Below are 16047 nucleotides of genomic sequence, written 5' to 3' on the forward strand. Positions count from 1 at the left end.
TAACCCTATGCTTTAGGCTCTGACGCAGTCGCATCAGTCGCTTGGTTAGTGATATCAGTAACAGGGATGATGTTCATCTGCCATTTCCAATTTTCAGTCGTTGTTGCCACTGGAATCATTTCAATACAGTCAGTAGGGCACGGTGCGACACATAGATCACAACCTGTACATTCATCTTTAATTACTGTGTGCAGTGCCTTGGTGCCACCAACAATGGCGTCAACAGGGCAGGCTTGAATACACTTGGTACAGCCGATACACATATCTTCGTGAATGAAGGCAACGGTTTTTACTTTGTTATCTAAGTCATGAGCGGAGTCTTCAACTTCTACGCCCATTAAATCTGCTAGCTTCTCAATGGTTGCTTGGCCGCCCGGAGGACATTTGTTGATCTTGTCTCCGTTAGCGATCGCCTCTGCGTATGGGCGACAGCCAGGGTAGCCACACTGGCCACATTGAGTTTGCGGTAAAATGGTGTCGATTTGATCGACGATAGGATCAGCTTCAACTTTAAAACGGATAGAAGCAAAGCCCAAAATAGCGCCAAAAACAGCGGCTAAAACGGCTAGCGCAATGATCGCAATTAAAATGGTACTCATGTTTATTTCACCAACCCAGTAAAGCCCATGAATGCCAGAGACATTAGGCCTGCTGTGATCATCGCAATCGATGCGCCTTTGAATGGCATTGGAACATCAGCAACCGCAATACGTTCACGCATTGCAGCAAATAAGATCAATACAAGAGAGAAACCCACCGCTGCGCCGAAACCATAGATGATCGACTGAATGAAGTTGTGGTTTTCATTGATGTTCAGAAGTGCCACACCTAATACCGCACAGTTGGTGGTGATAAGAGGCAGAAAGATACCCAGCAGGCGATAAAGAGTCGGGCTGGTTTTGTGAACGACCATTTCCGTAAATTGAACAACCACCGCGATAACCAAGATGAAACTCATGGTACGCAGGTATTCAATACCCAGAGGGGTAAGGATGTAGGTTTCTACTAGGTATGCAGAGACCGACGCTAACGTTAGAACGAAAGTCGTCGCGAGGCCCATGCCAATCGCAGTCTCCAGTTTCTTGGAGACTCCCATAAATGGACATAGTCCTAAAAACTTCACTAGCACAAAGTTATTGACCAGCACTGTGCCAACCAACAACAAAAGGTATTCGGTCATAATGGATTAATTCTTGAGATTCCGATCCCGATATTATCCTGCTTTGCTCACCTAATAACAACCAAGGATCACTAGGGATTTAGACACTTGGTGAAAAAATCAACGGGTAACCGTTTGATTAAGATGGATCAGGTTAAGTATAGGTGGGTATTTGCGGGGAATGAAAAATAAGATTAACTCAATGATAACTCATCGAATCAATCCTATTTTCTTTGTTGTAAAAAGTGTCGAGGAACGAAATGACTTAGTCTTTATGAACCTGAGCTTTCTCAATTAATGTTTCGAACAGAGGCTCTGCGCACCAAAATTGGCATAAATAGCTTATGTTCCGTGTGTTCTTTTGGCTCGTCACTTGCGAGTTGCAGAGAGAGCTTAACCGCTTGATTAGCCATGACTTGAATTGGGTAACGAATGGTGGTCAATCGAGGGTAGATGAAGCGAGCAATGTGGCCGTCATCAAACCCAATAACTGATATATCTTCTGGAATACGAACGCCATTTTCTTGTAATAACGCCAAACAGCCTGCTGCCATGTAGTCGTTATACGTTGCAATGGCTGTGATATCTGTGTTTTTTGCCATTAAGTTAACCATGGCTTGCTCACCGCCTAGCTCGTCAGGTTCACCATATTCGATGTACTCATCGTTCGATTCAATACCGTGATCTTTCAATGCATCCAAATAGCCACCTAAGCGGTCGTGAGCATCTTCAATATCGTGACTCGAGCAGATGTAGCCAATGTGCTTGTGGCCGTTTTTAATCAAATACTCAGTCGCGATGTAAGAGCCGCGGCGGTTGTCGAGAGCAATACAGCGGTGTTCGATATCGGGAACAATTCGGTTGATGAGAACTAAGCCGGGCACTTCATTGGCTAGCTTAACCAATTCTTCGTCGCTAATGCCTTTGCTATGAACCACGAGTGATTCGCAGCGGCTGTTGATCAGCAAGTTAATCGCATTACGCTCTTTGGTCGCGTCATGGTAGCCGCTGCCAATCAGTAGCTGCTTTTCTTGCTCACTTGCCACGGTATCAATGGCTTTGATCATCGAGCCGAAGAACGGGGCAGAAACATCATTAACCAGTACACCAATCGCGTTTGAAGATTTGCTGACCAATGCACGGGCGTTGGCATTTGGGCGATAGCCGAGTTTTTCCATAGCGGCTTTTACCGCCGCAATTGCGGTTTCACTGGTGTGAGGTGCATTGTTGATTACTCGAGAGGTGGTCGCGATTGATACGCCTGCTTCCTTCGCAACATCTTTAATGGTAGCCATTCCGCTCTCTTATTCTGAATATAATGCTGTGTGCTGGTGGTTGGACATTTAACAACGGATAGTTAGGCAATTCAAATATTAAACATCAAATATGACGAGGTTTGATGGTTTATTTTTGGTTGGCTGATTAGTTTGAAAATAAAAAGCCAAGCTCTAGATTTGAGCTTGGCTTTTGAGTCACATTGGCGTGTGAGCTGTTGTCGCGTGAAGTAAGGTAATCACAGGTAACCCAAAGTAATAGGGAACCAAGTGGCTTTAGAGCAAACCACTTGGCCCGAATCTACTTACGATGCGCTTGTTAGCGTAACCTGATAACGATATTGATTGTCGGTGAGTTGAAACTCTTGGTGAACACTTGGACTCCAAGAATCATCACCACCAACGCCCATATGTTGGTTATCTACGCGTACATAGATTTTCTCTTCACGAGTCAGGTCATTGGTATGCTTAGCATCCGTTAATTGTTGCTGGCTGTACTGACTCACACTGAATGAAAAATCGCCTTCGATCCCGATATTTCCAACATTCAAGTTTTTGGTTCCGCAACGTAAACCGCTATCGGTTGGGAATATATACGGCGTGTGCATCTGATCCAGTGTCTGACTGTGTAAACCGAATCGAGCAGCAGCCAAACGGTCTGGATAGTTTTCAAAAGGACCTAATCCCTGCCACGAAACCGGAGTTTCATTGGCTGTTTCGAGTGGTAAAGGTAGCTCCATCTCAAGACCAATGCGTGGCATCGGTGGTAAGTGATCGGCTAAGTTGACATCAACCGCGATATTCATTTCGCCTAGGTTATTTAAGGTGTATTGCCATTTGGTAATCGCTTGGATTTGGCCATTAAATTGGTAGGCGAATACTGACGCCACTTGTACTGAGTCTGCGAGCGCTTGCACGACACAACTTGTACACTGACGCTCCCATTGACCAATGCCTGCAAGTTCCCAGCGACAAGCCCATGCATTTGGGTCGATGTTGTCTATCTCACTGATACCAATGTCGTTATCAAGTGGCGCGCGATAGAAGTTATCGACAGGTGCCTTGATAACTTGCGGTTGCCCATCAACGATCCAGTGGGTCAACAATCCACTCTCTGTATCCCATTGCCATTGATGTGTTTCATCTAGGCTAGACACGACCACTTTATTGTCTTGCTGATGTAACTGGGGAGCCAAAGCATTTGCCGTGATCGGGAGTTGCAAGCCAGCATGGTTACGTAAAGCAAATTGCTCCGTCGCACAAACATGGCCTTCTTCTGCCCACTTGGTTGAATGAGTCAGAGTAATATCGGTGTTGAGATGATATTCGGCTTGTGCTTTTGGTGTGAAAGCGAGGTCAATTACCAGCTCTTGTTTACTATCTTCAGCAACGGATAAGACTTGTTGCCCTGATTGAATCACGATGCCATTTTCGAGCAATTGCCAGCGTAAGATTTCATTGTCAGTCGCTCGGAACAGGTTTTCATTGGTTACCGTTAGGCGGCATTGATCTTCAGTTTGCTCTGCTAACGTCACATTGATCATTCTCTGGCAGTATTTCGCCTCTTCCAAGGTCGGGTGTACGCTGCGATCTGGGAAGATCAAACCGTTGATGCAGAACTGACGGTCGTTGATGACATCGCCAAAGTCTCCACCGTAGGCCCAGAAGTGTTCACCGTTTTCATCCCATTGGCTTAGTCCTTGGTCAACCCAATCCCAGATGAAACCGCCTTGTAGGCGAGGATATTCTCGGAATGCATCCCAGTAATCATTAAAGCTACCCAAACTGTTACCCATTGCGTGTGCGTATTCACAAAGAATAAGCGGGCGTTGCTCGTTAGGCAGAGAAACCCATTTCTTGATAGACCATTTTGGAACGGCATCGTCTTCGATAGTGCTGTTAACGCGTGCGTACATTGGCGCAATGATATCGGTCGCTGTGGTATTTGAACCACCGCCTTCATACTGTACCGGGCGAGAAGGATCGTACTGTTTCGACCAAGCATACATCGCATTGTGGCTGCTGCCGTGCCCTGACTCGTTGCCCAAAGACCAGATGATGATAGAAGGGTGGTTCTTATCACGCATGACCATTTGCGTATAGCGACTCATATAAGCGTGTGCCCATTGCGGGTCCGCAGACAAGCGATTCATAGGCTGCATGCCATGGGTCTCGATGTTCGCTTCATCACACACATATAAACCGTATTCGTCACACAGCTCGTACCATCGTGGGTGGTTAGGGTAGTGAGCGGTGCGCACAGCATTGAAGTTGTACTGCTTCATTAGACAGATATCGCGGATCATGTCTTCTTCTGTCATCACATGCCCCAACTCTGGGTGATGCTCATGACGGTTGACGCCGCGAATCAATAGCGGTTTGCCGTTTAGCTTTAGCTGACCGTCTGTCATTTCGACTTTACGGAATCCAACTTGATAAGCTTCACTTTCTATGTGGTTACCTTGCCTATCAAGCAATGACACGACAATTCGGTAAAGGTTAGGAACTTCTGCGCTCCATTTCTTCGGATCTCGAACATGAAGAGTTTGGAATACCACATCATCGTAGGTGCCACGCTCGTCAATTCGTCGATTATGAGGGCGATCGATAAGCGGTTCAGTCACCGCGTTTTCACCGTCAAACAGTTGAACCTGAACTTGGTAAGTGTCTGGTGCCGTAATTTTGGTGACAATAGACAGTGAACCATCGCGATAGCATGCGTCTAAGTCCGGCGTAACGAACACATCTTCAATGCACTGCTTTGGTTTAGCTAGTAAGGTCACATCACGGAAAATACCGCTTAGCCACCACATATCTTGGTCTTCTAAATAGCTACCATCACACCAACGTATCACCATGACAGAAAGCGTATTGTCGCCAACCGTTAGATACTGAGTTAAGTCGAACTCGGCAGGTAAGCGGCTATCTTGGCTGTAACCAACCCAATTGCCATTACACCAAAGATGAAAAGCGGAATTGACGCCATCAAAGATAATACGTTGGGTGTTCTTTAGGTCATTTTTAGTCAACGTAATTTGAGTGCGGTAACAACCGGTTGGGTTTTCTGCCGGTACAAACGGTGGGTTCACTTCAAATGGGTATTTTACGTTGGCGTAGATAGGTTTATCGTAGCCTTGCATTTGCCAGTTCGATGGTACGGTAATCTCGTCCCATTGTGAGTCATTGAAACTTGTTTCGATAAATTCACCGTCAACTTGTTCAGGTGCATCAAAGTATTTGAACTTCCATTGTCCATTAAGAGATTTACGTTGTGACTCAATGCCGTCTCGAGCGTGCTTAAGGTTGCGGTAGCTTGATAATGGGCTGTGCGCATTAAGGCAGTGGATATTCACAGACTGTGGGTTTTCCCAATCGCGTCTTTGGATGATGTTTGAAAATGCCTTCATGGTATTCCTACTCTTAAAGTGTTCAATATGGGTAATAATTCTATTAAGTCATCGGTCTTTTAAGCCGTGATGACCGTTATCAAATCGTTGGTTATGCGTATTGTTCTGTTGGCTTATTCAGCTATTCAGCGAGCTGTTTTAATAAATAATCTTTTGCTTCGGGTATGCCCTGTTCGGCCGCTTGATTAGCAATAAATGCAGCTTGTTTGATGTCATTGTTGTTTAGGGCTTGGTCAATGTCTTTTTGGATATTCAGCCATTGCGCCTTTTGATTGGTTTCAATTGTCTGATTTGATGGTTGAGAAACTTGCTTTGAACCTAAGGTTTCGGGTTCATTGTCGGATGAAACACCAAGCTCAGCCAATAGAGTCAAAACCGCACTGTTTGTTGATTTGCTTGCCGTAACATCAATGACACCTACGTTGCTCAACGTCGCAGTCAACGGCAGTTGCTTATTGCCAATAATCTGCTGAGATTCTGAATACAGATCTTCAGGATGAATTCGATTGATGGCGCTATCTAACTTAGTGCTATCGGCGCTGACCACAATAAATTGCGCGTTGTCTCGTTGAGGTTCGAGTGCAATTGATGCTTCAATTCTTTCTAACCCTTGCATCGCTGTCGGGTAGTAAGTGAAGTCGTTAGTACTGTATTGACCAAGCAGTCGCCATTGTTTGTCAAAGACATAAATAGACGGTGCGAATAGCGCATCATTTTTAATGTATGAACGAATGAGTAAGGACAGCGATTCTGTCGTGTCACTGATTTGGTACGCGATGGTCGGAAAGCGTTGGCTATCCGCTTGTGTATTGTCATTTAACAATGAAGAGGAAAGGGTCGGTAAATGACCGTCCATAATCACTTGTTGGTGGAATGGAACAGACAATTGCGTCATTGGCAGCGCACTCAGCTGAGAGCAGCATGCACTCTCATTGAAATCAGTATTAAGTTCCTTTTCAGGTATTCCGCTGCATGCGCTAACTGTGAGTGCCGCGACAATGATCACCAATGATTTTAATTTCATCTGATTGCTACCTTAGTAAAGGGGAAAACATCGGCTTTCCCCGTTAAATTGCTATTCCAGTGTTGAGCGTCAATTGGTTGATTGAACAGACGCTCGGGTGTGGTGGTTTACCACCAAGTCTCTACGTTGAAACCAAAGGTAATCTCGTCAACAGTCTCGGCATTGATGCTTGTTGCCGTTCCATAAGTCTCGTTACCACGATCCCATTCGTTGTTGGATTCAGAGTACGTCGCAAAAATACGAATAGATGGACGAGCCCATACCCCTTTTCCAGCTTGGAACATTTGAGCCACGGTCACTTTATACATATCGTTGGTGCCCGAGCCGTTTTGAGCTTCTACCGTTTCGTAACCCACCTCTAATGCTGTCGACATGTAATCTGTCCAAGCATATTGAGGACGAGCTCCGACACTGAACCACTTCTCACCATCGTTGTTATCTAGGTTTTTGTCTTGATAAGCGATGGAGTACATCACTTGAACATCTTCACTGATATTCAAGTCACCGTGGTTAAATAGGCGCCAGCTAGAACCATCGTGTTCCACACCCGTGCTGTATTTTCTGTTTGATCCACCTTCAGCACTCATTAATCCACCTGCCAACGCATCGGTACCATATTGGAAGGCCAAGGTGTTTGAACCGTAGTTCCAAGCTTGACGGTAAAGAGCAGAGAGCATTGCGCCAGAAGTAGTAATGTCTTTATCGTCGTAGCTTGAGTTCTGCGTGGTTACGTAGTTTAGGCCGAGTGTTAGGTCTGCTGTTTCACTTAGCTCAATGCCACTTAAGCGGGCATCGATGTTATGAAGGCTGCGTCCATCGTCACTTGAAGAGTTTGGTGCCATCCAAGCTAAGTGAGCATCAGCAAAGCCGAGATCCCAATCTTCAATACCAAGACCGGTGCTGGATGTATCCCAGTACTTCACATCTATCATGTGGACTTCGTGGCGACGGTAAAAACGTTCACCTGCCCAAATTTTTGCGTTGGGTTGGCCGTCGATAAGCCCATGGCCTGCTGACCAAAGCTGAATCGTACTCACGTCTCCCCAGCTATCTCCACTGCCTAGATAAATCGTGGTGTCAAAATAGGCGTCATTGTCACGCCATACATCGGCTTTCACTCCCGCTTCCCACCAATTTAGTTCATTACCTAAACGGTAGTTACCGTAACCTTGGCCCGCTCGAATAACGTCGTTGCGTTCTCCTTTGCCGTCGTTATGTTGGTCATTATCGGTGTAGATGTTGCCCCATTTTGCATAACCAAAATACGTTACGTTCTCCACTGCAGCGAAGCTGACTAATGGGGCGAGGGACAGAGTGAATCCTAATGCTTTGACTAGCATTTTTTGTTTCATGAAGTGTCTCCATTATTTTTTATTTATGGATATTTTTATGTTTGAGTCCTAACTCGAGCGAGAGTGTAAATAAACTCTGGAAACGTTTTCATGATGAAGTTGGCATTTTTATGCTATTGATGGGTTTGTGATTATTTTGTGTGATTTTGATCTGATTATTGGGCTTGTATAGGTGTTTTTACGCTAGGTTTTGTGATTTTAAAGTGGAATCGTTTTCTTTACTCAGTGCTATGTGGTGGTTTAGAGGGAGTGATTATGCTGTTGGTTGTCTTGGAATTTGAGGTGAAGCGGGTTTGAGGTACTTTGAGTGTCGGGTTGTTCGAGGGCTTTGAGGAAAAGCAGCCCAGTTAATGATAACTGGGCTCGTGAGACAAGGAAGTAAGTATCAAAGCAAATGCAGCAGCAAGGCTACAAGCATCGTGTTCTGTACCGTCAAGCTGGAATGTAAAAGTTAGGACCCAGAGAGACACTTCATAGATGTACTCGAAGATCTAAGAATACGAGTGTGATGTGATCAGTTCAAGAGGAAATGTATTTTAGCCTATGTGTTAATGGGAACTTTGATTTAATATACTGAATTTAAAAGATTAAATTGCCATTAATTATCGTTTTATATTGCTTTATTTAGAGTGGAAAGTTCAATTCTACCTAGAGGTAGGCAATATGAGATGGAATGGTGGTCAATCTAAATCTTTGAATTAGGAGTTATTTACCAAAGTTATCAGTCTTGAATATTTACTGGAAACGTTTTCATGATTTCGAGTTTGATCACAGAAACTCTGGGCTTAATAATTATGATACTGGGTAATTAAACGCGTTAAGGTTAAAAAAATGACGAATAAATCCCTAATTGATATTACCGGTCAACACTCGCAACTGATTGTAGAACTTGGCGATTTTGCCGAAATTCTTCATTGGGGAGCTCCCGTTCGTGGTGATTTAGCTAGCTTCCGTGTTTCTCTTGAAAGACCGGTTCCATACGGCCGCCTTGATAATGATGTTGCTATGTCTCTGAGCCCAGAGCTCGGGCGCGGTGTTTTCAGCAGTCCGGCATTAGAAGGGCACCGAGACGGATTGGACTGGGCGCCTGTTTTCTCTATTACGGATGTTCAACAAACACCATCTAGCCTAATCATTGAGAGTGAAGATATACGTGCAGGCTTACGTTTAACAACCGAGTTATGCCTCGATAAACATGATGTTGTGAAATCTCGTCACACCTTAACCAACGTTAAAGCCGGCCTTTATCAGGTGAACCGTCTCGCCAATACTTTGCCATTACCAGCAAGAGCTAATGAGTTGATGACGTACTACGGCCGCTGGGTACATGAGTTCCAAACGGTGCGTCAACCCTTACAGCAAGGGGGCTATCAGCAAGAAAATCGTCGCGGAAGAACGTCTCATGAACATTATCCAGCGATGGTTGTCGGTACCGCTAACTTTAATGAAATGGCAGGTGATGTGTGGGGGATTCACTTCGCTTGGAGTGGTAACCACAGACTGCGCGCGGATGTAAAAGCAGACGGTCGTCGCTACGTGCAAGCGGAAGTTATTTATCTACCGGGTGAGATTACATTGGATGAAGGTGAAAGCTTAACGACACCTTGGTTATATGCCAGTTTCAGTTCGGAAGGCTTAAATGGAATGAGCCATCAGTTCCACTCCCATGTGCGTTGTTCCATCTTGCCGGAGTCTTTCGCACAAAAGCCTCGACCTATCCATCTTAATACTTGGGAAGGCATCTATTTTGACCATGATCCTGATTATATTATGTCGATGGCTAGCCAAGCCGCGGATATGGGAGTAGAGCGTTTTATCATTGACGATGGCTGGTTCAAAGGGCGCTGCGGAGACAAGGCTGCGCTAGGGGATTGGTTCTTAGATGAAGAAAAATACCCAAATGGTTTAGATCCGATAGTTGAGCACGTTAATCAGTTGGGTATGGAGTTTGGATTGTGGTTCGAACCTGAGATGATCAATAAGGATTCTGACTTATACCGAGCCCATCCAGACTGGTTGCTTGCGGTTGACGGCTATGACCAACCAACGGGTCGTAATCAATATGTTATCGATCTTCAGAATCAACAAGCATTCGACTTTTTGTTTGAGCGTCTTGACCACTTCTTAAGTCAGTACAACATTGCTTACATTAAGTGGGATATGAACCGAGAAGTTGTACAACCTGCGCATCTAGGCAGGGCTGCGGCTCATCAACAAACCGCTCGTTATTATGAGTTGGTCGATAAAGTCCGAGAGAAGCACCCAATGGTTGATATTGAATCGTGTGCGGCTGGTGGTGGTCGTATCGATTTTGAGGTTCTTAAGCGTACGCAACGTTTTTGGGCGTCTGATAACAATGACGCGCTGGAAAGACAAACGATTCAGCGTGGGATGAGTTACTTCTTCCCCCCTGAGGTAATGGGAAGCCATATTGGTGCGAGCCACTGCCACAGCACTCGTCGTCGTCATAGTATTGAGTTTCGTGGTCTAACAGCACTGTTTGGTCATATGGGGATTGAATTAGATCCTGTGAAAGAAGTGCAAGAAGAGAAGCAGGGCTTTGAACACTACATCAAGCTACATAAGATGCTGCGCCCGTTACTGCATAGCGGGAGAACTTGGCGAGTTCCAACGGACGATAGTGCCCATCAAATCCATGCGGTCGTCTCCGAAGATGTGTCAGTAGCTGTGGTGATGATTGCACAGCTTGCGATGCCAACCAATTCATTGAGTGGTCATTTGCGTATACCTGGGCTAGATCCACAAAGTTTATACAAGGTATCTGTGATTGATAAACCGTCAAATTACGATGATATTGTGAATTATCAACCGCCATGGACAGAGTCTTGCTGTGAATTATCAGGTGCTTGGTGTGCCGAGGTGGGGCTGACGATGCCAATACTTGACGCAGAAACAGCGATGCTGATTAAGTTTGAACGTATCGAGTAAGTTTTAGCATAGGCTTTATATTTGATGAACCGCGTAGGTGAAATTACGCGGTTTTTTATTGCCTTTAATAAGCCGTCATGAACTATCAAATCAATTTGATGTGCCCGTATAGATTGGAGAACTGTAGGTATTCCCAGCGTGATACTGTACTTATGTAATCGTTCTCATGCGTTACTTCACACAATGAACTGTTTTGAGCACTTTAATTAGCGATATTCTCTATCAATTCGAGGGTTTTATTGTTCGATCTCTCACTTTGGATATTTGACTGAAAACGTTTCCATGGAGTGGTTGTTGATCACAGTATCTGTTCGTTGGAATGGTTACATTAGCATCGGACTTGATACTTGAGTGTTTTAAGAAGCGACCACAGAGTGGCTCTAAAACAGAACTTGAGTGGATAAATTATTATAAATAAAAGGTAAGCGTTTCAACGTCTGTTAGGAGATGAAGTTACGCGCCTGAAGGAAATACTATGTCTGATCAAATTACTCTACAAACCAAATTATCGTATGGACTTGGGGCTTTAGGTAAAGACTTTGCCTGTGCTCCAATCTACATCTTCTTAATGTTTTACTTCACCGATGTTGCTGGGCTGTCAGCGGCATTTGTGGGTACTATCTTTTTGGCCGCACGCATTGTCGACGCGGTGACCGACCCAATGATGGGCGTTATCGTTGATAACACACGCTCTAAGTTTGGTAAATTCCGTCCTTGGATAGTGATTGGAACCCTGTTAAATGCTGTAGTGCTTGTTGGTCTTTTTAGTACGCATATGTTTGAAGGCACTACGTTATACATTTATGCAGCGGCTGCTTATATTCTGTGGGGCCTTACGTACACTATTATGGACATTCCATATTGGTCTTTGATTCCTGCACTATCGAGCTCTCGTCAAGAACGTGAAAAGCTGGTTGTTTGGCCACGATTATTTGCTAGCTTGGCGTGGTTTATTACGGGTACTTACGGGCTACATATTGTCGGTAAACTGGGTGACGGCGACCAAGGACAAGGTTTCTTCAACGTTGCTATGTTGATTGCTGTGCTGTTCGTGATGAGTGCATTCTTGATTGCTCGCAACGTAAAAGAAAAATCGGCACCAGCAAATGCGAAACCAGCTGAGCGTTTCAGCTTTAAAGATGTAATGGTTATCATTGGTAAGAATGACCAACTAAAAGCACTTATTGGTACCGTATTGTCGTTCCAAATAGCAAACTTGTTGGTGGGTGGTTTTGCGATTTACTACTTCTCTTACGCTTTAGGCAACGCTGACTTGTTCCCCGTTTATATGATGGTGGCAGGTATCGCTGAAGTTGCAGGCGTATTCTTGTTCCCTCGTATTGCATCAGTGTTACCACGCAAACACCTATGGGTTATCGCTTGTGGCTTCCCAGTGCTGTCTTGTACCACTCTACTTATCATGGGCTTTATCGCTCCAGGTAACGCGATTCTAATCGGTATCGCAGGTGCTGCTATCAAGTTTGGTGTGGGTATCGCTAACGCACTGCAAACTGTAATGCTTGCCGATGTTGTTGATTACGGTGAACACAAAACGGGTCGTCGCAGTGAGAGTGTTATCTTCTCTGTTCAAACGATGCTTGTTAAGTTTGCAGGCGCGGCTGGTGGTTTTATTGTTGGTATGGGCTTGTCTGTGGTGGGTTATGTACCAAACGTGGAACAGTCTGACAGCACTATCATGGGACTGCAGTTTATGATGGTAGGTTTACCAGCGATTCTAATGACGGTAAGTGCTCTTGTTTATAAGCGCTACTACCACCTGCATGAAGGGTTTGATAAAGACCAAGCGGGTAACGAGACTCAGACGAATGTTGTTGCAGCAGAAGCATAACCGCTAAAACGACGTCGAATCTAGAATAACGCTCAGTTTAGTCACTAAGCCCAAACGCCTCCTTGTGAGGCGTTTTTTATGGATGTGAGTTAATCAAAGCTGTGCCTGTAGGGCTTTTGTTTCGACTAAAACGCAAAAAGCCGCATCGAATGATGCGGCTTCTTTAAATTTGGCTCCCCTTGCAAGACTTGAACTTGCGACATACGGATTAACAGTCCGCCGTTCTACCAACTGAACTAAAGGGGAATTGCTTGTTAGCGACGCGAATTCTAATAATTGTCCGGATTTCTGTCAATAAAAAATATCAGAAAAAAGTAAGATAAAAAACTTTACTTTCTTGAACGCCTTATAGGATTTAGCTTTGCTTTAGTTATCCACCAAAATTGTGGATAAGTGTGTGTGTGAAACTTTAACAACAATAATCGGGATAAATCGAAAAATGTAAAAACCTTATCTAACGTAATGTATTTAAAAGATTTATAGCAAAATGTCGCAATTGTATAACTTTTGTAGATTATAAAACGAACAGTAAAACAAGCGGTATTTTTAGGTTTTTTGGGGAAAAGTAGTGGATTAAAATTCGAGTAATTTAGCTGGGGAAACTTTGCAGGGCACGAATAATACCAAGTTCTAAAAATAAAAGCTATAACTGATCTCTGATCTTAAGATGCATTTCTTTAGATAATTGTTGCAACGACACTCCTCCTAGAGTGACAATGACCTGATTAAAAAAACAGTATGGAAATGGCGACCTATGAGTAAACTCTTTGACTTGGTATCGGACTACAGCCCGTCCGGTGATCAGCCGACAGCGATAACCAAATTACTAGACGGATTAGATTCTGGTTTGGCACATCAAACTCTACTAGGGGTAACGGGCTCAGGTAAAACCTTTACCCTTGCCAACGTCATTTCCCAATCTCAAAGACCTGCGATTCTGTTAGCGCCTAACAAGACATTGGCGGCTCAACTTTACGGTGAGATGAAATCTTTCTTTCCAAACAATGCCGTTGAGTATTTCGTTTCTTACTACGATTACTACCAACCTGAAGCCTACGTTCCAACCACGGACACGTTCATCGAGAAAGATGCGTCTGTGAACGCTCATATCGAACAAATGAGGCTTTCGGCAACCAAAGCCTTATTAGAACGAAAAGACGCCATCATTGTGGCTTCTGTGTCGGCTATCTACGGTCTGGGTGATCCTAAGTCTTATTTGAAGATGATGCTTCATTTGAGTCGTGGCGAGGTGATGGATCAGCGAGACATCCTGCGTCGATTGGCTGAGCTGCAATATTCAAGAAACGATGTCGCCTTTGAACGTGGTCAGTTCCGTGTTCGTGGTGAGGTGATTGATATCTTTCCGGCTGAATCTGACCAAGATGCGGTTCGAATTGAGATGTTCGATGACGAAGTGGACTGTATTAGTATTTTTGATCCTCTGACTGGTGCGGTGAAACAAAGAGACTTGCCGCGCTTTACGGTTTATCCAAAAACTCACTATGTAACGCCAAGAGAAAAAATCCTTGAGGCGATTGAGAACATCAAGGACGAACTGCGCGATCGTGCTCAATACTTAAAAGACAACAATAAGCTTTTGGAAGAGCAGCGTATCTCTCAAAGAACTCAGTTTGATATTGAGATGATGACTGAGCTTGGCTTCTGTTCCGGTATCGAAAACTATTCACGATACTTGAGCGGCCGTGCGGAAGGGGAAGCGCCGCCAACGTTATTTGACTACCTGCCTGATGATGGTTTGCTGATCATCGATGAGTCACACGTGACTGTGCCGCAAATTGGTGCGATGTATAAAGGTGACCGTTCTCGTAAAGAAACCTTGGTCGAGTTTGGTTTTAGACTGCCTTCTGCATTGGATAACCGTCCAATGAAGTTTGAAGAATTTGAGTCTATAGCCCCACAAACGATTTTTGTGTCGGCAACACCAGGTAATTACGAGATTGAAAAATCAGATGGCGAGATTGCTGATCAAGTGGTACGTCCTACTGGTCTGTTAGACCCAATCATCGAAGTAAGACCTGTCGCGACGCAGGTGGATGACTTGCTGTCTGAAATCAGAATCCGTTCAGTGAAAGAAGAGCGTGTTTTGGTTACCACGTTGACCAAGAGAATGGCAGAAGACTTAACCGAATACCTAAGTGAGCACGGCGTTAAAGTGCGTTACTTGCACTCGGATATCGATACCGTTGAGCGTGTAGAGATCATCCGAGACCTACGTTTGGGCGAGTTCGATGTGTTAGTGGGCATTAACTTACTTCGTGAAGGTTTGGATATGCCTGAAGTGTCGCTGGTGGCGATTCTTGATGCAGATAAAGAGGGCTTCTTGCGTTCTGAGCGTTCTCTGATTCAAACCATTGGTCGTGCTGCGCGTAACTTGGAAGGTAGAGCGATCCTTTATGGTGATTCGATTACTAAGTCGATGAGAAAAGCGATTGATGAAACCGATCGTCGTCGCGAGAAACAGCAAGCCTACAACGAAGAGCAAGGTATCACGCCGCAAGCGTTGAAACGCAATATTAAAGACATTATGGAACTGGGTGATCTAACCAAGTCGAAGCAGCAGCGCCAATCGAAGCAAGTTCCTTTATCTAAGGTGGCTGAGCCTTCTGAAAGTTATGCCGTACTTACGCCGCAACAGCTTGATAAAGAGATCAGTAAGCTAGAAGCTGCGATGTATCAGCATGCTCAGAATCTGGAATTTGAATTGGCAGCACAGAAGCGTGATGAAATTGAGCAGCTAAGAAAGCAGTTTATTACCAACAGCTAATCTCACTTTTCATTCGAAGAATTGTTCCCCTCAATACAAGAATTGAGAGTGTTTCAGGCAAAAAAACAGCCAGTAGTAAATGTTCTACTGGCTTACGTTTGTGAACACTCGGTCCACTAACAACGTCAGTTGGCTAGGTGACCCGAAGGTCATTTAAACCGTTGCATCGTTCGTGCCAGATAGATAAAACATTGATTGTTTGAAGTAAGTAAAAAAACACACTACAAATATTGTTGCTAATTTGCATA

9 protein-coding genes and 1 tRNA gene are annotated in these 16047 nt (G+C 44.5%); 3 read left to right on the forward strand and 7 right to left on the reverse strand.

What is annotated here, in order from left to right; translation table 11 throughout:
• Positions 1–5: 5 nt before the first annotated feature.
• The 6 genes from rsxB to AB4558_RS13060 form a co-directional block, all read right to left on the reverse strand.
• Positions 6–599: an electron transport complex subunit RsxB gene (gene rsxB, locus AB4558_RS13035; RefSeq protein ID WP_004734040.1), complete on the reverse strand. Its 594-nt coding sequence runs from the start codon at positions 597–599 to the stop codon at positions 6–8.
• Positions 600–601: 2 nt separating this feature from the next.
• The gene (gene rsxA, locus AB4558_RS13040) at positions 602–1180 is read right to left on the reverse strand and encodes an electron transport complex subunit RsxA (protein WP_004734039.1); all 579 of its coding nucleotides are present in this window, start codon (positions 1178–1180) and stop codon (positions 602–604) included.
• Positions 1181–1449: 269 nt separating this feature from the next.
• Positions 1450–2454 carry a substrate-binding domain-containing protein gene (locus tag AB4558_RS13045; protein ID WP_136973536.1) on the reverse strand — a complete coding sequence of 335 codons (1005 nt, stop codon included), beginning with the start codon at positions 2452–2454 and terminating at the stop codon, positions 1450–1452.
• 284 nt (positions 2455–2738) lie between these two features.
• On the reverse strand, positions 2739–5840 hold the full coding sequence (locus AB4558_RS13050) for a beta-galactosidase (protein WP_372158854.1): 3102 nt from the start codon (positions 5838–5840) through the stop codon (positions 2739–2741).
• 121 nt (positions 5841–5961) lie between these two features.
• The gene (locus AB4558_RS13055; RefSeq protein WP_102321135.1) at positions 5962–6864 is read right to left on the reverse strand and encodes a MalM family protein; all 903 of its coding nucleotides are present in this window, start codon (positions 6862–6864) and stop codon (positions 5962–5964) included.
• A gap of 107 nt (positions 6865–6971) precedes the next feature.
• Positions 6972–8216 carry a carbohydrate porin gene (locus AB4558_RS13060; RefSeq protein ID WP_102321134.1) on the reverse strand — a complete coding sequence of 415 codons (1245 nt, stop codon included), beginning with the start codon at positions 8214–8216 and terminating at the stop codon, positions 6972–6974.
• 831 nt (positions 8217–9047) lie between these two features.
• Between AB4558_RS13060 and AB4558_RS13065 the strand changes: the two genes are divergently transcribed.
• Together AB4558_RS13065 and melB are read left to right on the forward strand one after the other, a co-directional pair.
• Positions 9048–11165: an alpha-galactosidase gene (locus AB4558_RS13065; RefSeq protein ID WP_372074421.1), complete on the forward strand. Its 2118-nt coding sequence runs from the start codon at positions 9048–9050 to the stop codon at positions 11163–11165.
• A 475-nt stretch (positions 11166–11640) separates the two neighbouring features.
• Positions 11641–13014, forward strand: coding sequence for a melibiose:sodium transporter MelB (melB, locus tag AB4558_RS13070; protein WP_372074419.1), 1374 nt, complete (start codon positions 11641–11643; stop codon positions 13012–13014).
• Between the two features lie 170 nt (positions 13015–13184).
• Here the strand turns inward: melB and AB4558_RS13075 are convergent.
• Positions 13185–13260 (reverse strand) — tRNA-Asn (locus AB4558_RS13075).
• 508 nt (positions 13261–13768) lie between these two features.
• Between AB4558_RS13075 and uvrB the strand changes: the two genes are divergently transcribed.
• Positions 13769–15799 carry an excinuclease ABC subunit UvrB gene (uvrB, locus tag AB4558_RS13080; RefSeq protein ID WP_017062180.1) on the forward strand — a complete coding sequence of 677 codons (2031 nt, stop codon included), beginning with the start codon at positions 13769–13771 and terminating at the stop codon, positions 15797–15799.
• The last annotated feature ends 248 nt before the right edge of the window (positions 15800–16047 follow it).

This window comes from Vibrio sp. 10N.222.51.C5, from assembly GCF_041474575.1.
GTDB classification, from domain to species: Bacteria; Pseudomonadota; Gammaproteobacteria; order Enterobacterales; family Vibrionaceae; genus Vibrio; species Vibrio crassostreae_C.

What these genes read in the sequence shown, in the direction of transcription:
- rsxB (WP_004734040.1), bottom strand. Translation starts at nt 599, where the DNA reads ATGAGTACCATTTTAATTGCGATCATTGCGCTAGCCGTTTTAGCCGCT.
- rsxA (WP_004734039.1), bottom strand. Translation starts at nt 1,180, where the DNA reads ATGACCGAATACCTTTTGTTGTTGGTTGGCACAGTGCTGGTCAATAAC.
- AB4558_RS13045 (WP_136973536.1), bottom strand. Translation starts at nt 2,454, where the DNA reads ATGGCTACCATTAAAGATGTTGCGAAGGAAGCAGGCGTATCAATCGCG.
- AB4558_RS13050 (WP_372158854.1), bottom strand. Translation starts at nt 5,840, where the DNA reads ATGAAGGCATTTTCAAACATCATCCAAAGACGCGATTGGGAAAACCCA.
- AB4558_RS13055 (WP_102321135.1), bottom strand. Translation starts at nt 6,864, where the DNA reads ATGAAATTAAAATCATTGGTGATCATTGTCGCGGCACTCACAGTTAGC.
- AB4558_RS13060 (WP_102321134.1), bottom strand. Translation starts at nt 8,216, where the DNA reads ATGAAACAAAAAATGCTAGTCAAAGCATTAGGATTCACTCTGTCCCTC.
- AB4558_RS13065 (WP_372074421.1), top strand. Translation starts at nt 9,048, where the DNA reads ATGACGAATAAATCCCTAATTGATATTACCGGTCAACACTCGCAACTG.
- melB (WP_372074419.1), top strand. Translation starts at nt 11,641, where the DNA reads ATGTCTGATCAAATTACTCTACAAACCAAATTATCGTATGGACTTGGG.
- uvrB (WP_017062180.1), top strand. Translation starts at nt 13,769, where the DNA reads ATGAGTAAACTCTTTGACTTGGTATCGGACTACAGCCCGTCCGGTGAT.